Source organism: Roseateles depolymerans (assembly GCF_003387155.1).
Lineage (GTDB): Bacteria > Pseudomonadota > Gammaproteobacteria > Burkholderiales > Burkholderiaceae_C > Roseateles > Roseateles depolymerans.
The window spans coordinates 543,570-569,535 of record NZ_QUMT01000003.1; the positions used below are offsets into that span (position 1 = coordinate 543,570).

Annotated in this window: 23 protein-coding genes; 18 read left to right on the plus strand and 5 right to left on the minus strand. The window is 62.5% G+C overall.

The features are described from left to right. Positions 1–189: 189 nt before the first annotated feature. Positions 190–2,064, plus strand: a complete 1,875-nt coding sequence (locus DES44_RS16230; protein WP_058933710.1) for a carbohydrate-binding module family 20 domain-containing protein — start codon at positions 190–192, stop codon at positions 2,062–2,064. A gap of 81 nt (positions 2,065–2,145) precedes the next feature. Here DES44_RS16230 and DES44_RS16235 read toward each other — a convergent pair whose 3' ends face one another. Both DES44_RS16235 and DES44_RS16240 read right to left on the minus strand, forming a co-directional pair. Next, the gene (locus DES44_RS16235; RefSeq protein WP_058933709.1) at positions 2,146–2,994 is read right to left on the minus strand and encodes a DoxX family protein; all 849 of its coding nucleotides are present in this window, start codon (positions 2,992–2,994) and stop codon (positions 2,146–2,148) included. A gap of 89 nt (positions 2,995–3,083) precedes the next feature. After that, on the minus strand, positions 3,084–4,163 hold the full coding sequence (locus tag DES44_RS16240; RefSeq protein ID WP_116001668.1) for a polysaccharide deacetylase family protein: 1,080 nt from the start codon (positions 4,161–4,163) through the stop codon (positions 3,084–3,086). Positions 4,164–4,545: 382 nt separating this feature from the next. Here DES44_RS16240 and DES44_RS16245 point away from each other — a divergent pair, with 382 nt between their 5' ends. Together DES44_RS16245 and DES44_RS16250 are read left to right on the plus strand one after the other, a co-directional pair. After that, entirely contained in the window at positions 4,546–6,024 is a 1,479-nt protein-coding gene (locus DES44_RS16245; RefSeq protein ID WP_083525290.1) for an MFS transporter, read from the plus strand. Beyond that, positions 6,021–7,262, plus strand: a complete 1,242-nt coding sequence (locus DES44_RS16250; protein ID WP_058933707.1) for an ATP-grasp domain-containing protein — start codon at positions 6,021–6,023, stop codon at positions 7,260–7,262. The genes DES44_RS16245 and DES44_RS16250 overlap by 4 nt, the downstream gene beginning before the upstream one ends. 297 nt (positions 7,263–7,559) lie before the next feature. Here the strand turns inward: DES44_RS16250 and DES44_RS16255 are convergent, their stop codons facing one another. After that, positions 7,560–8,687, minus strand: a complete 1,128-nt coding sequence (locus tag DES44_RS16255; RefSeq protein ID WP_375137543.1) for an MFS transporter — start codon at positions 8,685–8,687, stop codon at positions 7,560–7,562. A 189-nt stretch (positions 8,688–8,876) separates the two neighbouring features. On the opposite strand from DES44_RS16255, the gene DES44_RS16260 reads away from it, so the two are divergent. The 10 genes from DES44_RS16260 (at position 8,877) to fumC (ending at position 21,686) form a co-directional block, all read left to right on the plus strand. After that, positions 8,877–9,785, plus strand: coding sequence for a LysR family transcriptional regulator (locus DES44_RS16260; RefSeq protein ID WP_058933706.1), 909 nt, complete (start codon positions 8,877–8,879; stop codon positions 9,783–9,785). Positions 9,786–10,301: 516 nt separating this feature from the next. Beyond that, positions 10,302–11,492: an MFS transporter gene (locus DES44_RS16265; protein ID WP_058933705.1), complete on the plus strand. Its 1,191-nt coding sequence runs from the start codon at positions 10,302–10,304 to the stop codon at positions 11,490–11,492. After that, positions 11,489–12,628: a hypothetical protein gene (locus tag DES44_RS16270; RefSeq protein WP_147307114.1), complete on the plus strand. Its 1,140-nt coding sequence runs from the start codon at positions 11,489–11,491 to the stop codon at positions 12,626–12,628. Before DES44_RS16265 ends, DES44_RS16270 begins: the two co-directional genes overlap by 4 nt. A 180-nt stretch (positions 12,629–12,808) precedes the next feature. After that, on the plus strand, positions 12,809–14,128 hold the full coding sequence (locus tag DES44_RS16275) for a heme oxygenase-like domain-containing protein (RefSeq protein ID WP_058933703.1): 1,320 nt from the start codon (positions 12,809–12,811) through the stop codon (positions 14,126–14,128). Further along, on the plus strand, positions 14,125–16,278 hold the full coding sequence (locus tag DES44_RS16280) for a TonB-dependent receptor plug domain-containing protein (protein WP_058933702.1): 2,154 nt from the start codon (positions 14,125–14,127) through the stop codon (positions 16,276–16,278). Before DES44_RS16275 ends, DES44_RS16280 begins: the two co-directional genes overlap by 4 nt. Before the next feature lie 81 nt (positions 16,279–16,359). Then, a complete protein-coding gene (locus DES44_RS16285) occupies positions 16,360–17,274 on the plus strand; it encodes a hypothetical protein (protein ID WP_058933701.1) in 915 nt (304 codons plus the stop codon). A 27-nt stretch (positions 17,275–17,301) separates the two neighbouring features. Beyond that, positions 17,302–18,153 carry an isocitrate lyase/phosphoenolpyruvate mutase family protein gene (locus DES44_RS16290; protein WP_058933700.1) on the plus strand — a complete coding sequence of 284 codons (852 nt, stop codon included), beginning with the start codon at positions 17,302–17,304 and terminating at the stop codon, positions 18,151–18,153. A 46-nt stretch (positions 18,154–18,199) separates the two neighbouring features. Next, positions 18,200–19,030 (plus strand): hypothetical protein, encoded by an 831-nt coding sequence (locus DES44_RS16295; protein ID WP_058933699.1) that lies wholly within the window; start codon positions 18,200–18,202, stop codon positions 19,028–19,030. Positions 19,031–19,038: 8 nt separating this feature from the next. Next, complete coding sequence (locus DES44_RS16300; RefSeq protein WP_232309912.1) at positions 19,039–20,247, plus strand: pyridoxal phosphate-dependent aminotransferase; 1,209 nt, start codon at positions 19,039–19,041, stop codon at positions 20,245–20,247. A 38-nt stretch (positions 20,248–20,285) separates the two neighbouring features. Beyond that, entirely contained in the window at positions 20,286–21,686 is a 1,401-nt protein-coding gene (fumC, locus tag DES44_RS16305; protein WP_058937163.1) for a class II fumarate hydratase, read from the plus strand. Positions 21,687–21,949: 263 nt separating this feature from the next. Here the strand turns inward: fumC and DES44_RS16320 are convergent, their stop codons facing one another. Next, positions 21,950–22,141, minus strand: a complete 192-nt coding sequence (locus DES44_RS16320) for a hypothetical protein (protein WP_058933698.1) — start codon at positions 22,139–22,141, stop codon at positions 21,950–21,952. A gap of 85 nt (positions 22,142–22,226) precedes the next feature. On the opposite strand from DES44_RS16320, the gene DES44_RS16325 reads away from it, so the two are divergent. The 3 genes from DES44_RS16325 to DES44_RS16335 are packed head-to-tail and all read left to right on the plus strand — an operon-like array spanning position 22,227 to position 23,253. Next, positions 22,227–22,508 carry a LysR family transcriptional regulator gene (locus DES44_RS16325; protein WP_058933697.1) on the plus strand — a complete coding sequence of 94 codons (282 nt, stop codon included), beginning with the start codon at positions 22,227–22,229 and terminating at the stop codon, positions 22,506–22,508. Then, complete coding sequence (locus DES44_RS16330; protein ID WP_058933696.1) at positions 22,499–22,783, plus strand: BPSL0067 family protein; 285 nt, start codon at positions 22,499–22,501, stop codon at positions 22,781–22,783. The genes DES44_RS16325 and DES44_RS16330 overlap by 10 nt, the downstream gene beginning before the upstream one ends. Beyond that, entirely contained in the window at positions 22,777–23,253 is a 477-nt protein-coding gene (locus DES44_RS16335; RefSeq protein ID WP_310732371.1) for an STY0301 family protein, read from the plus strand. The genes DES44_RS16330 and DES44_RS16335 overlap by 7 nt, the downstream gene beginning before the upstream one ends. A gap of 39 nt (positions 23,254–23,292) precedes the next feature. Here DES44_RS16335 and DES44_RS16340 read toward each other — a convergent pair whose 3' ends face one another. Beyond that, entirely contained in the window at positions 23,293–24,228 is a 936-nt protein-coding gene (locus DES44_RS16340) for a LysR family transcriptional regulator (RefSeq protein WP_058933694.1), read from the minus strand. Between the two features lie 128 nt (positions 24,229–24,356). Here DES44_RS16340 and DES44_RS16345 point away from each other — a divergent pair, with 128 nt between their 5' ends. Together DES44_RS16345 and DES44_RS16350 are read left to right on the plus strand one after the other, a co-directional pair. Continuing rightward, positions 24,357–25,196, plus strand: a complete 840-nt coding sequence (locus DES44_RS16345) for a type 1 glutamine amidotransferase domain-containing protein (protein WP_058933693.1) — start codon at positions 24,357–24,359, stop codon at positions 25,194–25,196. A gap of 38 nt (positions 25,197–25,234) precedes the next feature. Next, positions 25,235–25,936, plus strand: a complete 702-nt coding sequence (locus DES44_RS16350) for a type 1 glutamine amidotransferase domain-containing protein (RefSeq protein WP_058933692.1) — start codon at positions 25,235–25,237, stop codon at positions 25,934–25,936. Positions 25,937–25,966 lie beyond the last annotated feature (30 nt).

Here is a 25,966-nt window from a genome sequence, read left to right on the forward strand (position 1 = left end):
GCCATCCATCCCCTGACCGCTTCATGGGCATAAGGCGCGGATTAGTAGTTTTCCTACGAGCGATCTTCACAAGCCTGACTAGAGTTGGAGCACTTTCCGATTCCGGAAAGACGGCCATGGCGTCTTGAGGCGTGGCCGAATCCAGCCGCCCCGCAACGAGGGTGGCGGTCGATCAACACCGGAGACAACATGCCCCAGCTGCCCTTTTTGAGCCGCAGGCTCGCTCACGCCCTGACGGTCACCGCCAGCGCTGCCCTGACCGTCTTTGCCAGCCCGGCGCAGGCGCTCAACCCGAATTCGACGTCGGTGCAGATGTTCGAATGGGCCTGGCCCGACATCGCCACCGAATGCACCCAATGGCTCGGACCCAAGGGCTTCGGGGGCGTGCAGATCTCGCCGCCCGGCGCCTCCAAGAATGCCAATGGCTGGTGGGGCGTCTACCAGCCGGTGAACTACGCCAACCTCACCAGCCGCATGGGCACGCCGGCGCAGCTCCAAAGCATGATCAGCGCCTGCCATGCGGCCGGCGTTCGGGTCTATGCCGACATCGTCGTCAACCAGATGGCCGACGGCAGTGGCACCGCCACCGACGGCTCCACCTGGAATGCCGCGACGCTGACCTACCCCTTCTTCAGCGCCAACGACTTCCACGCCAATTGCGTCATCAATGACGCCGACTACAACTCCCCGGCCGGCCGCAGCAATGTGCAGAACTGCCGGCTCGGTGGACTTCCCGACCTGGCGACCGAGAGCAGCTATGTGCAGGGCCAGATCGTCAACTATTTGAAGTCGCTGCTGGCACTGGGCATCGACGGCTTTCGGATTGACGCGGCCAAGCACATGCCGGCCAGTGCGTGGACATCGATCATGAGCGCCGTGAAGACGGCCTACCCCAAGACGCTGCAAGGCGAGAACATCTGGCTGACGCAGGAAATCATCAACGACGGCGAGGTGGATCGGCCCAGCTATTTCCCCATCGGCACCATCAATGAATTCCAGTTCACCTACGCCATGCGCGACGTGTTCCGGGGCAACAACGGCAACAGCCTTTCCAGCATCCCCGGCATCATGGGCACCTGGGGCAATTGGGGCGGCAGCTGGGGCTTCATCCAGCCGCAGAACGCCACCGTGTTCATCACCAATTGGGACACCGAGCGCAATGGCAGTTCGCTGAACATCAACAATGCGGCCGGCAATGACGCCGCCAATCAGCGCTACACGCTGGCCAACATCTTCATGCTGGCGCAGGGCTATGCGGAGGCGCAGCTTTATTCCGGCTTCAAGTTCAGCAACACCGACGCCGACCGCCCCACCACCAGCCCATACAGCGGCGGCGTGCCGCAGATCAACGTGGTGTGGGACTTCGCGCACCGCTGGACACCGCTGGCCAACATGGTGGGCTTTCGCAATGCCAGCATCGGGCAGCCGCAGCAGAACTGGATCGTGGGCAACAACGGCAACCAGGTGGCGTTCAGCCGCGGCAATGTCGGCTTCGTGGCCTTGAACAACAGCGGCAGCGCGTGGACGCGAAGCTTCGCGACTGGACTGGCCGCAGGCACCTATTGCAATGTCATCAATGGCACGAAGAACGCCGCAGGCACGGCCTGCACGGCGGACTCGGTGACCGTGGATGCCAGCGGCAACGCCAGCTTCACCGTGCCGGCCAACAACAGCGGCAGCACGCCTGCCGTGGCGATCTACACGGGGCAGAAGGTGACGGGTGGTGGCGGGGGTGGCACCGGCACCTGCGCCGTGACCTTCACCATTGCCAATGCCAACACGGTGGTGGGCCAGAACCTGCGGGTGGTGGGCAGTGTGAGCGGGCTGGGCGCCTGGGCGCCGGCCTCCGGCTTTGCACTGACGATCCAGGGGTCCGGCGCCAATGTGCCTTGGAGTGGCACCGTCACGCTGCCTGCAGGCACGGCGATCCAGTACAAGTATGTGAAGTGGAATGGATCGAACGCGGTGTGGGAGAGCAATCAGACCACCAGCAGCGGGAACCGAGAGTTCACCAGCTGCGCCAGCGGCTCGCAGGCGCGGTCGGACGGGAACTTCAAGTTCTGATGAGACGACTGGATGGGGGCTCCGCCCTCATCAGGCGTGGTGGCACCCGCGTAGGTGCCACCCGCCTTGGCCCCTGGCCGCTCAGACAAAGAGTTGGCGAAGCTTCGAGGGCCGCTGCCTCAGGGTCGCATCCACGGAGACGGATCCGCCTCCGGTAAAGGCGAACACCGAGACCGCAAAAGCCCACAGCGCGGGAAACTCCCAGCCGCCCGTGGGCAGCACCCAGATATAGCCGACGCTGAAGTGCCCACCCAGGCCCACTGACACCAGCAGGTAGACGGCCGCACCAACCGCCGCCAGGCGCGTCATGAAACCGAATGCCAGGCCCACCGTGACGGCCAGTTCGATCAGGCCCGCCAGCACCACAAACGCCGCAGGCTGCGGAAGCCCGATGCTGCCGAAGTAGGTGACAAACACCTGAAACGCCATCGGGCCGCCAAAGAGATGACCGGCGAAGTGCGGCACGAACATCAGTCCCACGTAGATGCGCAGCGCGGTCAGTCCCCATTGCTCGGCACTGCGGCCGCCTGGGGCGCGACTGTCGTGCTGGGCGAGCCGAAGCAGCCGCGCCGTAAGCATCAGGAACAGCGCAACACTGACCGCTGTGACCGACGGAACGCCAGGACCAGTCTCGGCGATCGACAGCGGATCGGCCGTGATGAGCGAAGCGTCGGGCGGCACCAGATGCAGGGTCGAGAACAGCCGGCCAATCACCAGAGTGCAGAGCATTGCGGCGATCAGCAGGAAGGGATGGTCCGGGCGCCGCAAGGATTCGATCAGCGCGCATGTCAGAAGCACGAGACAGACGCTGAGTGCGCTCACGGTGATCCGCGCCATGGTGTGGTCTGAAAACACCCGTACGGAAAGCAGCACCAACAGTGCGCCGGCGAGCAGCGAGAGGCCTCGCAAGCCTCGGTCGAGAAGGATCATGAACCAGGTCCAGTCAGGGGGAGTTGTGCGCGCTGGCGTGTCGCCTCGATACGCCACCGGCAGGGGCAAAGACGCAGTGGAATTGCACTTCACGCACCATCGAAGACTCGGGGCGGGTTGTGGGGCGTGTCCGGACGGGACAGTGCCCAGCGCGCGATGTCGTCTTTGCGCATGAATGCCACGCCGGGCTTGGATTTGGCGTAGGTGATGAACTGGTCCAGCGCACGCACGACGGTGGGCGTGCCAGCGATACGGTCGTGAGCGGAAAGCGACATCATTCGGCGTCGATGCACGCCCTCTTCATACAGCACATCGAATTCATCCTTGAGCTCCTGCAGCAAGGCGGCGCCCGTCATGGCGGTGGACCCTGCAATGCGCCCGATGTCGTTGTTGCGCAGTGTGTAAGGCACCACCACGAAGGGCTTGCCACGCACCGGCGTGATCGAAGGCTCGTCGCGCGACAGATCGTCGATGTGATAGAGGAAGCCCAGGTCTTGCAGGATGTTGAGGGTCTCCCGTGAATGCCGCATCCAGAAGGCATTGAAGCCAATGGGCCGCTGACCGGTCGCACGTTCGATGATGTCCGAGGCCTGCTGGTAATGGCGGCGCTCCTCGGCCGGAGACAGGCTGTATTGCGGGGCCCACTCCAGGCCGTGCCCGGAGGCCTCGTGACCGCGACGAACGATCTCCGCCGCCAGTTCGGGGTGGGCCTGCACGGCCTTGGCCACCATGTGCGAGGTGACCTGGATGCCGTGCTTATCAAAGAGAGTCAGCAGACGAGGAATGCCCTCCAGCAGGCCATAGCGGTACCAGCTGGGCACGATGGTGTCGGGGAACTGCTGGTCCAGCGGGGGGAACGGGCCTTCGGCGTCGGCGGGTTGCCCCCCGGCTTCGAATTGAAGGGAGATGGAGATGACAAGGCGGTGGCCATTGGGCCAGAAAGGCGGAGCAGGCAGCGGGTGGTGACGGCTGGTGGCCGCGATGGCTGAGGGGGTGGCGGCGGGCGCAGTGCCTGGGGCGGGTGGTTCCCCTGCTGCGGTGGTTGCGTGAATCGCGTGGACGGCGGGCGTTGCAGGCGCTGCAATCACTGCCGTCGGAAGGCTTGAACTGACGGCGGCCATGGCGCTCGCAGCAGCGCCGGTCTTCATGAAATCTCGTCGGTTTGACATGGGTCCACAGGGGAGAAGGTGTGGACCTGATGCTATGAACGGTGCCGGGGCTTGTGAATGTGCCCTGGCCTTGAAACTGTTTTTGGGTGCACCGAAGAATCGTTGAGACCGGCTGATGTGTGTGGCCGGTTGCTTCGAATGCGCAAGGCCGGAGGTCAATTCCACCCAATTGATCATTTCTTGGCCTCGGAACGGCAGACAGAACTGATAGGTTGGCGGAATCAATCAGGTCGGTCAGGTCAAACGCAATGAATCTATCGTCATGCAGGGGCTCACAAGAATGGAGGGAGCGCAAGGTGTAAGCCTTGTCACCTCTGGAGGACGACGCGGCAGCACTACAGTGCGTGTTGGGGTATTTCCACCTGCCCCTCGCGAAACCTGAATGACCTTCTCTTCATCGCCCCCCACGAACGCCGGGCTTGCCGCGTCCGCATCACGGGGACCTCACTTCATCGTCCTGGTGGCGATCTTGCTGTGCTCCTACGCCATTGCCCTGGAAACGACGGTGGTGACGGCTGCCATTCCCACGGTCATCAAAGGCTTTGGTGGACTCTCCGACCTCAGCTGGGTGTTCAGTGCCTACCTGATTGCCCAGGTCGTGACCATGCCGGTCTTCGGCAGTGCTTCGGACCGGCGGGGCCGCGTGAAGGTGTACGTGGTGGCTGCGGCGCTGTTCTTCGCCGGCACGCTGGCCTGCGGCCTGGCGCAGGACATGACGTCGCTGGTGCTGTTTCGGGCGTTGCAGGGCGTGGGCGCGGGCGGGCTCATCACCGTGGGCACGGCCGCGCTCAATGACATCATTCCGCAGGACAAGCGCGGCAGGTATCAGGCGCTGGTCAGTGCGGTGTGGGGCTTGGCGGCGATCTCTGGGCCGATCGTGGGGTCGCTCATCATGGAGCTGCTGGATTGGCGATTCATTTTCTGGATCAACCTGCCCGTCGTCGTCGCCTCCACCGTCTTGCTGTGCCTGTTCTATCGTGGCCGCCCCGTTATCGAAGACGGGCAGAAGCCGGCCGTTCTGCCGTCCCTGGGCCTGTGCGCGGCACTGCTTTCGATCATGGTGGCCCTGGTGCACAACAAGGCCTTGACGCCATTGCAATGGGGGCTGTGCACCGCGGGCGCGGCGATTGGCGCCCTGCTGCTCTGGGTGTCACAACGCAGCGGGGCAGCGGGCGTCTTCCCCAAGGATCTGATGCACACGCGCGTGGTGCCGCTGGCGTCCGCCTCGGCCTTTTTGTGCGGGGCCATTGCCATGGGCATGACCGTGTACATCCCCAGCTTTGCGGCCACCGTGCTGCGCGCGGACACCTTGGTGATCAGCACGACCGTGGCCGTCCTCACCTTCTCATGGACGCTGAGCAGTATCGGGTTGGGAATGCTGATGAAGTCCCGCCATTACCGGAGCTTGGCCGTTGCGGCCAGCGGGGTCGTTGTCGCCGGGGCTGCGGGCCTGTGCGGCGTTGTGGCGTGGTCTCAGGGCACCTGGCCCTTGCTCCTGGTGTCCGGGCTGCTGGGAATCGGGCTGGGTGGGTGCAGCGTGGTGTTTTCCGTGTCGCTGCAATCGATGGTGGCAGACCGTATACGCGGCAGTGCCACGTCCGCGTTTTATCTCTCCCGCATGCTGGGCCAGTCGATTGGCGTGGCGCTCTGTGGGGGACTTCTGGCCAACAGTGAGACCGCAGCGGCTGAGGTGCTGCAGTCGCAGTTCCTGACCATGTTCTCTCTGCTGGCCGTGGTGGCAGTGCTTCAGCTGATTTTGGCTTTGCGGATGCCGGCAGTGAATGAGCTTGCTGGAGGTCCGGCGAAAGCCTCCGTCGAGCCACCGGAGCCGCCTCCTTCGTCTTCCAAGAGGTTTGCGTGAAAGTTCTGATTCTTCACAGGATTGTCTACCCCAAGATCGTCTACGGCAACGGCATCGATCACGATGCACACGATGTCGTGTATGTAGGCACGGCGGACCGACTGCGGGACATCCCGGAGGGCCTGCGTTGTCGCAAACTGGCGCGCGAGGACCTGGGCGACAACGTCCACGACGCCGTGATGGCGGCGCTGCGGGGAGAGACGGGGTTTGATCGCGTGATCTCTTTGTCCGAATCCGAATTGCTGGAAGCGGCCAAGGTGCGGGATACGCTGGGCGTGTCCGGTCCTGGTTATGCGCAGGCCCGGCTGGTGCGGGACAAAGTGGCCATGAAGCAGGCGGTTGCGGCGGCGGGGCTGGACGCACCGCGCTTTGTGGCCGTGTCCTCATTGGAGGCCGGTGCTGAACTGACTTGGACCGGCAAGACGGTGCTCAAACCCACGCATGGGGCTGGCAGCGAAGACGTGGTGATCTATCCCACCGCGCAGCAATGTCTGCAGGCCTTGGCAGAACGTCGCACTGGCATTCCAGCGCTGGACGAGACGCCGGCCCTGCCAAAACGCTACGAGCTTGAAGAGTTCGTGACCGGGGCCATCATTCATCTGGACGGATTGGTCCGGGATGGGCAGGTGCAGGCGGTCCTTGGCAGCCGCTACATCGGCACGTGCCAGCGCTACAACGAGAACGTGCCGCTTGGGTCCTATCAATTCGATCTGGATGCCGGCGTGCGCCGCTGGGTGCAGCGGGTCATTGACGCGGTACAGATCCGGTCTGGCGCCTTTCATTTGGAGGGGATTGAATCGGATCGCGGGCTGGTGTTCCTGGAGATTGGCAATCGATCGGGTGGTGCAGGCGTGCCTCAGGCGACTTCACTGGCCTGGGATGCGAACTTCCAGAGGCTGGAGCTGGAGCTGCTGGTGGGCGACTGCTCGGCCGATCTTTCTGGTTTGCAGCGACGGGGGCACTACTACGGCTGGTATGTCGTCCCCGGCCACCTTTATGGGCAGGGACGATGGAGAGCGTCCAGGGCGGTGGATGCGCTGAGAGTCGATCCGCGTGTGGTGCGATGGTATGAGCGTGCCGAGAGCGAGGGCTTTGACCCGAAACCGGATTACGACTTGGCGTCGCTGCCGTTTGGCGGCATCGTGGGGGCGGAGACTTCGGAGGGAGTGCGTGTTTTCATGAACGCGCTGTTTGCGGCGATTCATTGGGAGCGGCACAACGAAAGCGTTCAGCCTTGAGGAGGCGTGTTCCGAAGGCGTGGCCGGATGGACGCCAGACTGGCCAATCCGACAGATACCGACGACTGCCGGAATCGGCTCCCAGTCAAGCAGGACCGCGCCAGCGCCACCCACCACGCAGCGCCCGACGATAGCGAGCCAACCTCTATAAGCGCCGAACTCAATGCGGTGATGAACCCAAGCAGAGTACCTTGCCTGACGGTCAAACGAGCCTCATCAAGTCGGGTGCTGATATCGGCATTGATGTGACGCGCATCTACGATGTGCCTGAGGCCTTGTGAGCCTTCTGGGAACCCTTCAGCCCTCCAGGCGCTCCGACGGATGACCCCATCGCACGACCCCAGCGCCCAACGCAGCCACCAGCGCCAGAGCGGCGGCCACATACCCTGCACTGCTGGGCCCCCATGCTGCAACGGCAAGCCCACCCACCACGGCGCCCAATCCAATGCCCGCATTCGCAGCCGACACGTTCAAGGTCCCTGCCAGCGCCTTGGCCTTCGAAGCGGCTTTCATCACTCGCACCTGACAGATCGGATACAGCGCCGTATTGGCGACACCCCAGACCGCCAGCGCGACGGAAAGACCCATGCGGTCATTCACCAGCGCCATGCTGGCGGCCATGCCAACGGCCAACAGCACGCAGAACAGCGCGGTCACACCCAGCGGGTGTCGGTCCACCCATCGGCCGCCCAGGAAATTGCCCGCCAGGCCCACTGCGCCAAAGCCCATCAGCCACCATCCCACTTGCGCCTTGGGCACGCCTGCGGCCTTCTCCAGGGTGTCCGCGAGGTAGGTGTAGGCAGTGAACATCGCGGTGAACACCAGCACGGACAGCGCAAGGTTGGCCAGGAACGCCGGATCCCTCAGGATCCGCAACTGCTCGCCCATCCGCAGACGCTGCGGCGAACGCACCGCTGGCATGCCGAACTGCAGCATCATGGCAATCAGCAGCGATATCGCGGCCAGCAGCCAAAAGGCGCCGCGCCAGCCCAGCGCTTCAGACGCCAGCGTCCCTAATGGAATGCCAAACAGCATGGCCGCCGAAATACCCAGGTAGACCGACGACACCGCCTGACCGGCGCGCTCCGGACCAGCCAGTTGGGTGGCCGTCTCGCTCGCCGTGCCCCAGAACACGGGAAGCGCCAGTGCGGGCAGGAATCGGGCAAGACCGAGGACCCATAGATTGGGCGCGACCGCGGCCAGGGCATTCGAGCCTGCAAACACCAGCAAGATGATCACGAACAGACGCTTGCGTTCCAGATGGGCCAAGCCCGCCGTCAGCATCGGTCCAAAACACATCACCGTGAAGGCGAACAGTGTCACCAGCAAGCCGGCCTGCGAGATTGAAATGGAGAGGTCTCTCGCCATCGCAGGCAACAGGCCCACGATCAGGAATTCGGTCGTGACAACGATGAAGGCCGCCATGGCCAGAATGAAGATGGACAGCGTGCCGCCCGCGTCTTTGGGGCGAGGGGCGGCGACGGCGATCGTGTTGGAAGAGTCGGACATACGTTCAGAACAACCGGGGAGGCGCGCAGGTTATAGGGGACTGCGTTTCTTGCCTTGGGAGATATTTCCATACACTCTGGACCCACATTCCACAATCAGACGCCGATGGCGCCCTCAGAACGTCTCAAAGGCCTGGAGGTCTTTGTCTGCACCGCCGACGCAGGCAGCTTCACTGCAGCCGCCGAGCGTCTGAACCTGACCAACTCAGCGGTGGGCAAAGCCGTCGCGCGCCTGGAAGCACGCCTGAACACACGGCTGTTTGATCGAACGACACGCAGCCTGGCGTTGACCGATGCAGGCGCGGCCTTTTATCGGACCTGCGTCCGCGTACTGGATGAGCTGGAAGTCGCAGAGCAAGTGTTGGCGGCCGGCAAGATGGAGCCATTTGGACGGCTGCGGGTGGATGCGCCGGCCACCTTTGGTCGCATGCGAGTGTTGCCATCGCTGCTGGCCTTTGCGGAACAGCATCCGGGAGTGCGGCCGCACATCTCATTCGCCGATCGATTCGTGGACCTGGTCGAAGAGGGCATTGATGTCGGCATTCGCATCGGCGGTGCCGATGCCTGGCCAGCGGCCGTGGGGCATCGATTTCTGGGGACAGAACGGCTGATCTTCTGCGCGGCGCCCGCCTATCTGGATCGGCGAGGCACGCCGACTTCCGTCGCCGAACTGCTCGACCATGATGCCGTGACCTACGGTCGCGCGGATGGAAGCGCCAACCCTTGGCTCATCACCCATGGCTCAGGGCCAGCAGAGCGACGTTTCGTGGAAGGTCGCATCATCGTCGGTGATGGCGAGGCGCAGGTGGAAACGGTGCTGGCGGGCGGCGGCGTGGCGCAATTGGCCACCTGGCTGGTGGACGAGCATCTGGCCAGCGGACGTTTGATTCAACTGGTACCAGACGCCGCGACAGAGGGACTTCCACTGCACCTGATCTGGCAACGAAGCCGTCAATTGCTGCCCAAGGTGGATGGGTTGCTTGCCCATCTCGGTCGAACGCTTCAGATTCTCTGAAGGGGCACCGGTCAGATCAGCTCGGCGTGCCAGACAGGTTGAGTTCGCCGACGAATGTTGTCCAGATTCAGCCGGCCCAGGCGCAAAAGCCTTGCCGCGTATTCACCTTGCACCCACGCCCATTTCCCCGCTGCGCCTAGCGCGACGCTAACTCATTTGCGGCGGTGAGGCTTACGAGGCCGACTTCAGCGCCTCTCTTGGCAAGCTTTGCCATTTCTCAAGAGTTGTCCACCCCCAGTCTGAACGGGTGTTTTTGCCACGCCCCTGTAAGCCCTGACAGGGATGGGTTAACCCGGCTTGCTGTCAAAAATCTGTAAATTTACATTTTAAGTGCGCAGTGTGAACTGCGATAACTAATAACAAAGAAGCAGGGTGGAGTCATGCATCAACACATGCTGGCGGGGTTTCCCCGCCGTCTACAGATATACGCCGCACGACCCAGCTGATATTCATATTCAGCTCGTTAGTTCCGCCGCAAGGCGATACCCATTTACGCATGACCTCCAACGGGTTTCCATGAATACCGTGCTGGTGCGGCTCGCATTTATCAAAAGTGCTCAGACCGCCTTGATGCTACTCATCCCGCTGCTGCTGGTTCAATCCAGCCGGGCTACAAGCTCCTTCGTATTGGCCCGCGTTCTTGAGGCCCTTCCACTTCTGGTGTTGGGGTTGCTTGGCGGCCTGCTCGTGGATCGACTGGGGGCACAGCGAGTGAATCGCCTGGCCCTCGTGGCCTATCTGGTGCCCCCTGCCATGTTGGCCTGCGCCCACCTCCAATGGCTGCCGACGTCGATCCTGCCGCTTGCATCAATGGGCGCCGTGGCATTGGGCCAATTGCTTGTGCTGTGCGGGGATCGGGTGGTGCTGGACAAGATCCCCAGCGACGACCTGCCGCGCTACAACGCGAACGCCATATTGATCGAACGCGCAACGTCGCTCGCACTGCCGCCCGTACTCGGGGGTTTGGCATTGTGGAGCCTCGATGCTGCAGTCTGTGCGACGGCCGCCTTGGGCATGCTCGGCGCACTGTGTCTGGCGTGGTTAAGCCCGAATGGCCAATCTACAGCGAACGCAACCCGCATGAGTATCTCGGAACAGTTGCGCGCGGGTTTTTCGGCGCTTGCGGGAGAACGCTTCCTTCGTGACCTCATCCTCATTGCCATGCTGGTGAACGGGCTCGAAGCCGTGCCGATTGCCTATACGTTCCTATATGCCCATGAGGGCTTGCATATGAACGCTGCGGAAATCGGCATGCTCACCACCATGACCGGCCTAGGAGGGTTATGCGCAGCGACCCTGGCACGCCAGTTAAAGACGTCAAGAGCTCGTTTGCTGAGTATTTTTGTGGCATCAATGCTGGTTAATGCCACACTCTATGCACTTATTTGGGTGCTCAATCACAAATATGCGTTGCTCGCCGCGAAATTACTTGAGGCATTCTCTTTCGTATTTTCAGCCGTCGCTTATCGGACGCTGCGACAGGAGCACACGGCGAAGGCTCTGTTCGGCACGATCAGCGGGGCTGTGGGGTTCACGGTGAAGCTCTGCATTCCATTCACGATCCTGCTTGCCGGGGTCATGCTGGCAGGGGTGGCACCCCAAGATCTCTTTTTGGGCACTGCCATCGCAGAACTGCTGCTGGCCGTTTGCGTAGGGGCCTGGGCGAGGCGCCAGGTGACGCGGTTCGATAAAAAGGCTTACGCATGAGCGGCCGTTTTGAACGTTTTTTGTCGCGCCTTCATCCCCCTGGCACCGAGCTGGGGGAGACCGCTGGCCTGCAGCTGCAACAGGAAAAGCTGCTGCTCACTGTGGCCACGCAACGAGGCACCACACTGGCCGCGCCCCTGCTCCCACTGCTCGCGCAGGAGCGCCGCAAATTGGAACGCCTGCGAGCGCTCGGGACGGCCTTGGTTCAGACGCATGCAGGCGTACGGCTACTCAAGGGAGAGCGCCATGGCGCGCTCTACCCGACCGGGCATGACCGCTATCAAGGCGATCTCGACCTGCTCGCGGGCGACGAGGCCAGTTTCGCAAGTTGCCTTGCGGACCTGACGCGACGCGGCATGACGATGCGAACGGGACATGTGACCGCAGCACCGCAAGGGGAGAGCTTCTATGCCTCGGCGATCTTCTACGAGCCCAACGCCGACGGCGACAGGACACCCGACAGCCTTGTTGTTGAGCTTCACTTACGCGCCTTCCCGATCACGCCGTTCTCGCATCTTGACCGAGACGCCGCCCCAATTGCGATGCTTGGCGAAGACGCGTTCGACGCACTCGTGCTGCTGGGGGAATTCGTCTATCGCGATGGGCGCGCCAAGCGCTTTTTGCAACGCGACCTGCTCGACAGCCTGCTCGTGTTCGACAAGCTCTCTCCGAACGACCTTCCCGCATTCACGGGCGCCCTCGATGACTCCGCATTGTGGGTGTCTTTGGCACTGCTGCGGCACCAATTGCAGCGAATCGATTGGTACGACCTGCCTGCATCACTGGACGCATTGTTCAATGACCCGCGCTGCCTGGATCAGCCGGCCGACTACAGCATGTACGAACACCAGACGTGGCCCTTCTGGCAGCGTCGAGGCCGCACTCGCGCGCAGTACGAGGCCATGGTGTCCGCCTATGGGTTGATCAATCCACGCCAGGATCCATCGGAGCCGTTGAGCGCCTTCGAAATTGGTCTGCACTGCGCCCGAGGGGTTCCGATTGCTTTCCGACTGCGTGAAGACGTGCTTTCTGCCCTCGACGGCGATTGTCGTCACGTGCGTCTGCTCAACGTCTGCCAGCTGGTTGCCGGTCCCCCTGACCGGCGCCGAGTGATTCATCCCGGACCTGGCGTGTGAACGCCACATTCGTCCCCGGCGTGAGCCGGGCCCATCAACCTCTCTTCAAGGAGATTGTCATGCAAGTGCGTAACACCACTGTTGGCGTCGAGTCGGGCGACTTCCGCCTGTAATCGACAGGAGACCCCGGAGCCTCGGCCCCGGGGTTTTCTCCAGCGTGTCTTCTACCGTCCACAGCCCATGTCATTCATCCAACCCACCCTCATCCACGGCGTTCAATACCAGCGCGTCGACCGAAGCCTGAACTTTGTCCATGGCGGCCATACATTCGCCCTTGACCTGGATTCGGAGGCACTGGCCGCTGCAGCAGAGCAGGTGTTGGATAACCTTCGCACCGGCACGCTCAGCGCGGCGGAACTTGCCGAGCGACATGACGCCGCGCTGCGGCCGTATGACACTCCGACCCTGCTGAACATTCTGATCGCCGAAATGGTGATCACCGAAGCAGCGCCCCCTTCGCAGATGCGCGGCGGCCGTGCGCTGTTCTACGAGCTGCGCGCACACCAACGCGCCTCTATCGCACCGGCACTGCGTGATGAGCCGGGAGCACTCAAGTACAGCCGCGGTGAGTTGAGCCATGACGACCTGAAGGCCTGGTCGATCGAGTACTACTTCACCACCCGATTTGCCGAGCAATGCATCATCGGAGCGGCCAGCCAGCACTCCCATCCTGCGTTGCAGCGCATGTTTGAGGAGTTCTTCATCGAAGAGGTGGGGCACGACAAATTGCTTGAGCGCTCACTCCTGGGCTTCGGCTTCAGTACCACCGACCTGGAGCATCTCAGTCCCCACATCTCCACCGTTGCCGCTATGGGGATGCTCTTGCGGGCTTCGCTGTTCGACTTGCCCCTGTTTATCACTTTGGTCGGCCAGTTGGAGGGGACCGAAGTCCAGTGCCGTCGCTACATCGAGATGCTGGAGCGATCCGGCCTTCCGCATGAGGTCATCCACCCGCAGATCGTCCACGAGATGATCAACATTGAACACGGACATTTCGACGAAGCGCTCGACATGTCGGCCACGCTCCCCGGCGTCACGGGCGCCGACATTGAACGCTGCAAGCGTTTGCTCTCGCTTTATGCCGAGATGCGCAAGGCCGTCTACCCCCACGTGTTCAAGGGCATCGCCACCGCTCGAACGCTCGACGCCGAATCCTATCTGGGGGCTTGGCGCACCCATGGCACCGCCATCAAGAAGTCGCTGCTCGCGATCGCCTGCGCCAATGCCCCCGAAGTGCTGTCCCGCAGCCTCGCACGTGATTTCGTTGAATTGCGAAAAGTGGCCTATGTGGTGTGGAATGCGGCCGAAGAGGGTCATGTCGCCGCGGCCCTGCTCGAGTACTCCCTCTGGAAGGTGGCCTACCAGGAGCCCGAGCGCATTTCAGCGACGTTGGCATGGCTTGACGCCCGGGCTTTCGGACCCACGGCTGACTCGGGCTTGGTCCCTCGCTTCCTGCTCCTGGCCCTGCAAGCGGCCCGCGAGATGCAGGTTCCGGCATGAAACCGTTCGGCGCCGATCCTGCCTTCGGCCCTCTTCTGGCCGCGTTGCCCACGGCCCTGCTGCTTCCCCTCTCAGCAACGGCCGCCGACACGCCCACAGCAGAAGTGGCTCCCCGTGTGGTCGTGCAGGGGGAAGGATTGCACTCGTCGAGCCTGACGGTCGCTGGGCAGATCGAGGTCGTGCGCCGCGCGGACCTGCTCAAGTTTGGTCAGGGATCCCTCGGCGAAGCGCTCAGCCGTAGCGGATCGATCGCCATCATCCCCGGGCGCAATGGCGCTCAGGAGATCACCCTATCAGGACTGGGCGATGGCTATACCCAGATCTTGCTCAATGGTGCGAGGGCGCCCCGTGGCTTCAGCATAGACACTCTGTCCGTTGACGCGATCGAGCGAGTCGAAATCTCACGCACGACCAGCGCCGAGACCAGCGCGCGGGGCATTGCGGGCACCATCAACATCATCCTGAAGAGAACCTCGAACAACCGGGAAACGGCCACACTCAAAAGCTCTGTGTCCGGCGGATGGGTGGACGGCCACTCGATTGACGGGTCGTACTCTTTCGCCAACGAGTCCGGCAGCATCGCGCTGCAGGCATCGGAACGCCGCACCGATGTGATGCGTTCCACTCGCAGCGCGCTGGTGGACCAGTTGCCCGGTGCCGCAGCCATTCGCAGCCAGGAAGTGGCGCGCGGTCCGGCCACCACGCATGAGCAGAGTCTGGCACCCAAGGCCGAATGGCGGGACGAGCGACGCTCGGCGACGCTCGAAGGACTCTACCAACGCTCCCACCAGCAACGGCACACCACGCTGACGCGCTGGGACAGCGCTCTTCCGGACGGCGGCAGCCCGGTGAGCGGTGCCACCGACAGCCGCATCAACCGCGAAACCTGGTCAGCCTCGGCCCTTTACCGCCAAGACGACTGGTTGACCGACCATGTGCTCGACGCACGGCTCACCGCGGGTTCCAGCCGCCGCCTGTCGGAGGGCACAGTCGTTGATGAGACGGCTGCCCCAGAAGACCGGGATCGCGCCGTCCGATATCCCTCTCTCGACCGCACCTTCGGTGTTCGCCTGCGAACGCAGAGCCGTGCCGACGCCCCAAGCCGTCTGACCTTGGGATTGCAGTACGACCGCCTGCATCGCTCCGAGCAGCAGACGATCCTTGCGGGCACCCGCACCGATGATGACTACGGGATCGAGAACACAGACCTCGCTCTCTTTGCCAGTTGGACCCACCGGTTGGCTGGCGGTGACGAACTGCAGGCGGGATTGCGGCAAGAGCGGATCTCCTTCGCTTATGAAGAGAATCAGAGCGCCGCGATGCGCCGTCGCTTCGCCTACTGGATTCCGCAGGCGGCATGGCAACGCAAACTCGCCGAAGGTGGACCCACCATCAACCTGGCCCTGACCCGCTCGATCCGCCTGCCGGACGAAGCCGACTTTTCCAGCCGCACTTACCTGGCGGTTTTCAATGGCCCTGCCAGTCCCGACCAGCGCGGCAATCCGACGCTTCGACCAGAAACGGCGGGCGCGATTGAACTCGGACTTGCGCTACCCAAAGGCGCACCTTTCGAACTCAAGGGCTCCTTGGCGTACAAGCATCTCGACCATGTGATCGTCCAGGAGCTGCTGTATGACGAAAGCTGGGTATCGCGACCCCGCAATGCTGGCAAGGGCCGGCTGTGGACGTCCAGTGTGAGCCTGCGCCATCCCTTTCAGCAGCAGGCGTCGCCAGGTCTCAAGGGCAGCGGTTCGTTGTCACTGAGCACGAATGGCTCGTCGGTGGCATTGCCCGATGGCACCCGCTCCCGGCTGCCCAATGCAGCGCCTTACCAAATCAGCATCGGCGGGGACCTTCAAGGCGGCAATACCTGGCCATGGTCGGCCGGCCTTCAATGGACCTATCGCGCTCCCACCCACTATCGCCTGCTGGGCGGCGCCAGCATGAGCACTGGCAGTCGCCGCACGCTCGACCTCTACGGCTCAACGCGTCTGGCCAAGACACTGACTGCAAGGATGACACTGGCCAACGTGGCACAACGTGCACAGCAACGCAGCTATGTCTTCGATCAGGGCGGGCGCTTGGCCGAATCCACTTCCCGCATCCGCGACGGCGCAACCGTTCGCCTGGCGCTGGAATGGTCGATGTAGTGCGCTGAGTACGCACTGCACTTCCTGACGGTCTTCACACCGCTTTTCACCCACCTGTCTCTTACACGCGATAGCAACGCCATGAACCACCGCTGGATCCGCACCCCTGATTGGAGTCAACTGACACACGACCCGCAGAAGCACCGCCATTACCCCTCGGAGTTCGAATTCAGGCTGCTTTGGGAAGACCTCGAGCAAACATTCGGCATCAATGCCGAGTCCAGTCTGTTGGATTACACCGTGCTGGTGCTCAAGCCCGAATGTTTTCGGCGGAAGGTCTCCAAGCAAGTGCTTGACTACATTGTCGAAAACGGCTTCACCCTGGTCGATCTGGACATTCGGCACATCACGCCGGCTGAGGAAAACTACATTTGGCGTTATCAGTGGAACACCGCGACGGTGGACCGCTTGCGACTGCTGACGATCAAGAACCACGGCGAAGCCAGCGCCATCCTGCTCCTGAGGCGGCCAGCGTCGGCACACGCTGGGGTGCCGGCGAGCGTCCATCTGGCGTCCATCAAAGGATCTTCGGCTTACCTGGAACGACGACAGGCCACCGACATCCGCACGATTCTGGAGATCCCGAATCGTGCGCTCACTTTCATCCACTGCCCGGATGAGCCAGCCGACCTTCTTCGCGAAGCCATCACCCTGTTCCCAAAAACCGACCGCCTGATCGATCGACTTCGCGAGGGCGTCGATGCAACTGGGCACATATTCGACCGTGTCATGAGCCATGAACTCAGCATTGCTCCGCACGGTGTCAGGTTTTCCGAAGTTGCGGAGCGTCGAGGACTCTCAACCCACACCGCCGACAAGCGGCCCCTCGACGACATCCGCTCTGCGTTCGGTCCCATTGACCAGGAGACCGATCGCTGGGACTTCGTCACGTATGCGGCCGAGCTCATCCGGCACGACCGCTTGGACGAAGGTCCCGCCATCTCCACCCGCTTCTTGCCTCAGATCCTGGCAAGTTGGTCAAGCGAACCGCGCTGAGACGCGGCATCAAAAGGGAGTTTGAAAATGACAGAACGATTGAATCTGAGCATCTCGAGCTTTGACGTTGCCATGGAGATGCACAACCCGCTGTCGGCCATCGTGGCCCAGGAAGCAGGTTTCCCGGCACTCTGGGCCTCGGGGCTCACATTCGCCAGTGCGATGGGCTGCCGGGACCGCAATGAGGTGTCGTGGACACAGTCGCTGCACAACCTGATCGACGTCGTGCAAGTGGCGCGTCGGCCCATCTTGTTCGACTGTGACTCAGGCCATGGGGACTTCAACAACTTCCGGCATGTGGTGCGACGCATCGAACAGATTGGGGTCTCGGGCGTCGTGCTTGAAGACAAACTGTTCCCGAAGTCCAACTCATTCGTCGAGGGCGACCAGACCCTGGTGAGTGTGCGTGAGCAAGTGGGCAAGCTGCGCGCAGGGCTCGACGCGCGCAAGAGCGAGCATTTTTTGATCGTCGCCCGTAACGAGACGATGATTTCTGGCGGCACGGTGGCGGAATCGCTGGACCGCTGCCATGCCTATGTGGAGGCCGGCGCCGACGCCGTATTCATCCACTCGAAGCGCCGCGATCCGGAGCAGATCTTCGATTTCCTCAGTCAGTGGAAGCGCCGGGCTCCGGTCGTGATTGCGCCCACCACCTACGACGACGTGCATTTCGACGAGTTCGCCCATGCCGGTGTCAATCTGGTGCTGTGCGCCAACCACAGTCTGCGCGCCTCGGTGCGCGCCATGGAGCAGGTTTGCCAGCAGATTCTGCAGACGCGCCGGCTGAGTGCTGTGCGCGAAATGGTCTGCTCGATGGACGGCCTCTTTTCGATGCTCGACTACCAGAAGCTGGCGCAGGACGAACTCCATTACGGCTGAATACGTCTGTATGCCACCAACCTACATCAGCACAAGAGGATGAGCCATGAGTGAACCCGCAGCGACTTTCTTCGAGTATGTGAGCAAGGCCTTGAGTGAGGTCCCAGATCAGCGCCTTACGGCGGCGCTGATCTCAGGCTTTGAGAACAATCTCGACTCCCTCCGCAACTATGCCGAAACCTACCAGCACATCACCTCGTCGAAATGGTCGGCAGATTCTCTAAGCACCTTCTTCTGCGGATGGCGCAGTCCGGACGGCGCTGCACATGCGGTGTCCAGCATCGCCGTACGACTCCTTCAGGAAGCGGCGCTCCTGCCTCGCGATGAGGACAAGCTCAAGCTGATGCAGGCGGCACGCCATTGCGGCGAAATCATTGTTGAAGACATCGGACTGGGCGAGCTGCATGGTCATCCCCACCATTCGAAGCTCTATCACCGCCTCGCTTCGGCCGTCTGCGGATCTGATGCGTGGCGGCTTCAGGACCGATTCCTGAACCCGATCACCAAGGAGTTCTCGACCTGGGTGGGCCAGAAGAGACCGTTGGCCCCGCAACTGATTGAAGCCATCGAGATGATGATCATGACCGAGCTGTTCAACACCGGCGAATACAACATGATGACGCCGATGTGGAAGGCGTGGCTGCGTAAGCACTACGGCTACTCAGCCAGCGAGGTCAATCATGTGGCCTCTTTCCTGAGCGTCCATTGCGGCAGCGTCGAGGCGCGACATTTCACTCACGCAACCGAAGTCCTGGCACTCTATGCCGACGCGACCGGTGAGGCCATCGATTATGGGCGCATCGCTGGCCTGTCGGCCGAGTATGTCGACCGCGCCTGCACCCATGCGCGCAAGATGGCTTCAGTGCTGACACATTGAGTGCGTTCATGATCGAATTTTCCAATGCACTTGCTGAGCGCATGCGGCTCGTCACCGCACCGGGCACGTCGAGCATGCGCTCCAAGGCCAATGCGCTGCGGGCCCAGGGCATCGAGGTGGTGAACTTCGCGGCTGGGGAGCTGTTTTTTGACGCCAGTGAGGGCATGCGGCGTCATGCGGTGGCCGCCGTCAATGGGCGCCGCAATCGCTATACCCCGCCACTGGGCATGCCCGAGCTTCGCGAGCGACTTGCCGAACATCTGAGCCTACGTCTGGGGGTCCGCTATGCGCCAGACGAGGTGGCGGTCACCTGCGGCGCCAAACAGGCGCTCTTCAATACGGCCCTGATCCTGCTCAATCCGGGCGACGAGGTGCTGATTCCGGCGCCCTACTGGGAGACCTTTCCAACGCAGATCCAGCTGGCTGGCGGGGTACCGGTGATCGTTGATACGACGCGCAGTGGCTTCCGCCCTCGGGTGGAAGACCTGCACGCCGCTTTGACGGACCGCACTCGAATGATTGTGCTCAACACGCCGAATAATCCGACCGGCGTTGTTTATGACGAATCGCTGTTGCGCGACATTGGAGAATTCGCTCGCAGGCACGGGCTTTGGATCGTGTTCGACGAGTGTTATGGAGAGCTCGTACGGGAGGGGCACGTGCATCACAACGTGGTCTCCCTCTGTCCGGAACTCAAGGCGCAGACCATCGTGGTCAATTCGTTCTCGAAGAGCCACGCAGTGACCGGATGGCGCGTCGGCTATGCGGCCGGTCCGCGGCAAGTCATCGGGGCCATGCACAATCTGCAGGGACACACGACGTCTAATCCTTCCACGCTCTCCCAATATGCGGCACATGGGGTGATGGAGGACGGCGATCCGAGCTTTCTTCACACGGTGAACACTTTCCTGGAAGACCAGGCTCGAATTGCACGAGAGATTGTCGGCGAAGTCCGCAGCATTTCCGTCGCACCTGCCGAAGGCGCTTTTTATCTTTATCTGCGGGTGGCCAGTCGGCTCGGCGGTCGGTATGGCGGACGCCCTATCGAGACGATCGATGCGCTCGCGGAATTGCTTCTGGGAGAAGCCCATAGCGCCGTGGTGCCGGGCAGCGCCTTCGGTGATCCCTGCGGCCTGCGCATTTCTTACGCCGTTGAGACGAGCGCATTGACGCAGGGGCTTCTGAAGATTCGTGACGTTTTGAACGCGATCGACTGATACTCCCGACCTGATTCTAATGACCCGGAGCCATGACCATGACTGATGTACGCACGGAAACCGATTCGTTCGGCCCCATCAACGTCCCAAGCGACCGTTACTGGGGTGCACAGACCCAGCGTTCACTGACCAACTTCGAGATCGGCGCTGACCGTTTCCGCTGGAAATTCCCTGTGATCCGCTCCCTGGCGATCCTGAAAAAGGCCGCCGCGCAGGCGAATGCCGAGCTTGGTCAGCTGCCGAGCGAACTTGCCGAGGCCATCGTCAAAGCCGCGGACGAGGTGATCGCCGGAACGTGGACCGATCACTTTCCGCTGGTCGTGTTCCAGACGGGCTCGGGCACACAGTCCAATATGAATGCCAACGAAGTGATCGCCAATCGGGCGAGCGAGCTCCTCGGCGGCGTTCTGGGAAGCAAACGACCGGTTCATCCGAATGACCATGTCAACTGCGGCCAAAGCTCCAACGACACCTTCCCGACTGCGATGCACATCGCCGTGGTCGCGCAACTGGAGGACCAGTTGCTGCCCAAGGTCCTGCAGCTGCGCGACACGCTCCACCAGAAAGCGCAATCTTTTGAGACGATTGTGAAGACCGGGCGGACCCATCTGCAGGACGCCACGCCCATCACGCTCGGCCAGGAGATCGGCGCGTGGGTCGCGCAGCTTGATTACGCGCTCAGCACCGTGCGCGCCAGCATGCCAGCGCTTTTCGATCTGGCGATCGGCGGCACAGCCGTGGGCACAGGGCTCAACGCTCATCCGCAGTTCGGTGACTTGTGCGCCAAATACATCGCGGCACAAACCAAGCATCCGTTCCGCTCGGCCGCCAACAAGTTCTTCGCGTTGTCGGCCCATGACGCGCTGGTCACGACGTCGGCAAGCCTGCGGACGCTGGCTGGCGCACTGCTCAAAATCGCCAACGACGTGCGCTGGCTCGCCAGCGGGCCGCGCTGCGGCATTGGAGAAATCCGGATTCCGGAGAACGAGCCGGGCTCGTCCATCATGCCGGGCAAGGTGAATCCGACACAGTGCGAAGCCCTGTCAATGGTGTGCGTGCAGGTATTCGGCAATGACGCCGCAACCGCCTTCGCTGGCAGCCAGGGCAACTTCCAGCTCAATGTCTACAAGCCGGTCATGGTGCATAACGTGCTAGAGAGCATCGACCTGATTGGTGACGCCTGTGTGTCCTTTGACCTGCACTGCGCCCGTGGCATTGAACCGGACCTTGCAGTGATTGAGCGCAATCTCGAAAAGAACCTGATGCTGGTCACCGCGCTGAATCGGCACATCGGCTACGACCATGCTGCGAAGATTGCCAAGACGGCGCACCAGCAGGGTAAGACCCTGCGTGAGACGGCGATTGAGTTGGGGCTGACGACCGCGGAAGAGTTTGACCGCTGGGTGGTGCCGGCACAGATGACGTACCCGACCGCCTGACGCGAAAGGCGCAAGGCCCCCGCGGCCAACGCAGCCAAGGCAGCCACTGGCGCCATAGCGGCGGCGACATACCCTGCGCTGCTCGGCCCCCACGCCGCAATAGCCAGACCGCCCACCACCGCCCCCAATCCAATGCCCGCGTTCGCAGCCGACACGGTCAAGGTCCCTCACACGGAGGGACTGCCGCTGCATTTGATCTGGCAAAGGAGCCGCCAATGGCTGCCCAAGGTGGACGGCTTGCTTGCGCATCTCGGTCGAACGCTTCAGATGCTCTGAAGAATGCGCCGCCCCCGCTCCACCTGCCGGAAGGTCTCATCGTCTTTCCAGGCAACGTCCAGGAAAACCCGGGTGGATTCCAGGAAGTTTCCGTCCACGTCAAACGTTCGGCTCACGCCGTGCCATTGCCCCATGAAGGCGTCGAATGGGCGTTCCTGATTTGATTGCATTGCTTGCATCGATATCTCTCCTGTGTTGCTTGGGGTGTGTAGACTTGTCTAGGGGCACCAATCGATTCAAAGAAGGAGCGACCGCGTACCTGCCATGGATTTACAACAACTCCGTACCTTCACTGTGATCGCCCGGGAGGGCAGTCTTGCCCGGGCATCGGCCCAACTCTTCCTCAGCCAGCCGGCCATCAGTGCCCAGTTGAAGGCCCTGGAATCGGAACTGGGCGTCAAACTCTTCGACCGAACGTCCAAAGGCATGACCCTGACCTTCGCCGGTCGCGATCTGCTGCAGGAAGCCAGCAATAACCTGGCCGCGGCAACAAACATCCTGGCGCTACGACGCAACCTAACAACTGGAAGAAGGGCATGGCGTTGACGCCCGCCGTGGTGATCGCGCTCTCCGCAGGAACGCCCATCGCGAGCGGCTGGAACGCCGCGGGGTACTACCCCAACAATTCGACAGGCCAGCACGCAGGAATCTTCTCCGGTGCATTGGTGGAGAATGGGCAAGCAATCGGCTTCAAGATCATCGAGCAGTACAACGGCATCGACAAGATCAGCGAACGCACCGTTTACTTCGACCCGGTCGCACACGGCAAGCGCGACACCTATTTCTATAACGGCGAGAACTACGCCACCATCCAATGGTGAATCCATCCGCACAGTCACTTCGCCGATACCTCACGGCACTCCTGGGCGTCATGGCTCTTTCTGCGCCTGTTCTCTCAACAGCCGCACCTGAACCCTTCTCGTGTCCGGTGCTGTTGGGGCAGACCGATCAGAAGGCCCTCGCAGAACACCCAGGTTGGCAAGCCGTCGTCATTCAGCCGGAAGTCACCAAGCACGAACTCAACAGCTTCCAGATCAATTGGGGGCCGGTGGAGAAGCCAGACGGCGCCATCTACGACGAACAGGTGGAAAAGCCCGATGGCCGCAAAGGCAGCAGCCTGACACTCGGCTGGGATGTGCATGAGATCCAACAGGGCTATGCGATTTGTGGCTATGCATTCACCAATGTCCGGCTGGTGCGGCCATTGAAGGGTTACTCCCGCTGCACCGCGGTCAGCCGTCGCCCCTCCAAAGACGCCGCCTATCGGTTCGAGTCGGCCGGCTGCCGCTGAAGGATCCGAAACATCACCGCAGCAGCGGCGACTGGCATTTCAGGGAAATTGGGCCGCCGTTGCCGCGCCGACCGCCTTGGCGAGATAGTCCACGAAGGCCCGCACGCGTGCAGACAGGTGGCGGTTTTGGGGATAGAGCACATGGAAGGAGCGGGAGCGCCCCCCGTTGTCCTGCAGCACCTCGACCAGTCGTCCCGACTTCATCGCCTCGCGGGCCACGAAGTGGTAGATCTGGAACAGGCCACCGCCCGCGATGGCCCAGCCCACGCCGGCCAGCACGTCTTCATGCACGCGCTGCCGGCTCTTGAAGCTGAAGTCGATGTCCTCGCCTGCGGCATTGCGGAAGATCCAGGGCATGGGCCGGCCGGTACTGGGCAACACGAACTGAATCAGGTCGTGCACCGCCAGTTCCTCCAGCGTGCGCGGCGTGCCTTTGCGCCGAAGGTAGTCGGGCGCGCCGAACACGCCAACGGTGGCCTCTTCCAGCTTGCGCGCCACCAGGCGTGAGTCGCGAGGCTCGCCCAGGCGGATGGCGAGGTCATAGCCGTCTTCCACGAAGTCGATGTTCCGGTTGGACACATTGAGCTCGACCTCCACGCCCGGATAGGCCGCCATGAAGCCCGGCAGCAGGGGGACGAGCCGATGGTGGCCGTAGAGCGTGCCCACGCTGACGCGCACCAGGCCCTTGGGCTCGCTTTGCTGACCAGTGATGGCCCGCTCTGCTTCCGCGATCTGCTCCAGCGCCTGCTGACACTCCGCGCGGTACAGCTCACCGTCACTGGTCAGGCGCACGCTGCGCGTGGTGCGGGTGAACAGACGCACGCCCAGGCGGGTCTCCAAACGACTGATCGAGCGGCTCACCGAAGCGGGCGTCACGCCCAGCAATTCGGCGGCGGCGGTAAAGCTGCCCAACTCGGCAGCTTTGCAGAACAGCTCGATGCTGCCGAGCTGCACGGGGTCAAATTGCCGGGCCATTTATTCAGCTATGTAATCAAAGAAGTTCTGTAAGACCAGTTTATCGACATTGATCGGATCAATAAAGTCTCGATCCAAGGGGCGGCGAAGCTCGCCCCACCGATCAACCTGTACGAGTCCAAACTGCCATGAAAGCTCTGTTCAAAGTCCTGCTGTCCACCGTGGCGCTGAGCCTGTCCACGCTGGCCGCCGCCGCCCCCAAGGGGGAGGTGCTGGTGGTGCTGTCCAGCGAGACCGCCTTGCCCCTGCGCGATGGCAAGACCTTCCCCTCCGGCTACTACCTCAACGAGTTCGGCGTCCCCGCCGATGCCCTGCAGCGCGCTGGCTACCGGCTGACCGTGGTCACGCCGCGTGGCAACCGCCCGCAGGCCGACCAGCGTTCGGTAGATCCTCAGTACTTCCGCGGCGACGCACAGGAGATGAAGCGCATCGCCGGCGTGGTGGACCAGTTGACGCAGCCCAATCAGGTCCACTCGCTGCCTGAAGTGATCAAGGGCGGTCTGGATCGCTACGCCGCAGTGTTCATTCCCGGCGGCCACGCGCCCATGATCGATCTGGCCAACAACCCGCTGGTGGGACAGGTGCTGCGTCACTTCCATGCGCAGGGCAAGCCCACCGCCGCGATCTGCCACGGCCCCATCACGCTGCTCGCGGCGCAGGACGATCCCCAAGGCTACGAACAAGCGCTGGGTGAAGCCAACACGGGCCCGGCCAGGAACTGGATCTACAGCGGCTACCGCATGACCATCTTTGCCGATGCCGAGGAGGCGGTGTTCGAAGCCTCGCTCAATGGCGACAAGCTGCGCTACTACCCCGCCCGCGCCATGGCCACGGCCGGCGGTGACATGCGATTCGCCAAGGCCTGGGAGCCGCATGTGGTCGTGGACCGCGAACTCATCACCGGCCAGAACCCTTTCTCGGACCAAGCGCTGGCGCAGGCGCTGATCGCCGCCCTGGCCAAGCGCTAAATGGCATAGCCCTCTTCAACACACTGAAAGGACACCTCATGAGCTCCCGCATTCTGATGATCGTCACCTCCAATGCCCGCATGGGCGAAACCGGCAAGCCCACGGGCTTGTGGGCCGAGGAGCTGGCTGTCCCCTACTACGCGCTGGTGGATGCCGGCGCCGAAGTGACGCTGGCCTCGCCGGCCGGCGGCCCCGCACCCATCGATCCGGGCAGTCTCAAGCCCATGGGGCAGAACGACCCCGTTGTTGAGCGGTTCCTGGCGGACGAGGCCCTGCAGGCGCGCATTGCTGCGACGCCCAAGGCTGAAGATTTCGACGGGGCCGACTTTGATGCCGTCTTCTTCCCGGGCGGTCACGGCACGATGTGGGACCTGCCGGTCGATGCCGGCGTGACCCGCGCGGTGGAGCGAGCCTTTGCGGCCAAGAAGCTGATTGCCTCGGTCTGCCATGGTGCGGCCGGTCTGGTGACGGCTCGGCGTCCGGATGGACAGTCCATCGTGAAGGATCTGCGCGTCAATGCCTTCACCGACGCCGAGGAAGTGGCGGTGGGCCTTGAGAAGGTCGTGCCCTTCATGCTCGAGGCGCGTTTGCGCGAGCTGGGTGGCCGCTTCGAGGGAGCCGCGAATTGGCAGCCCTTTGCTGTTCGTGATGGGCAGCTAATCACGGGGCAGAATCCCCAGTCGTCGCACTTGGTCGCGCAGGAGCTCTTGGGGGCGCTGGCCGAAGCGTCGCGGCAGTGACGGGCTGACGGATTGGGGGAGGCATGACCA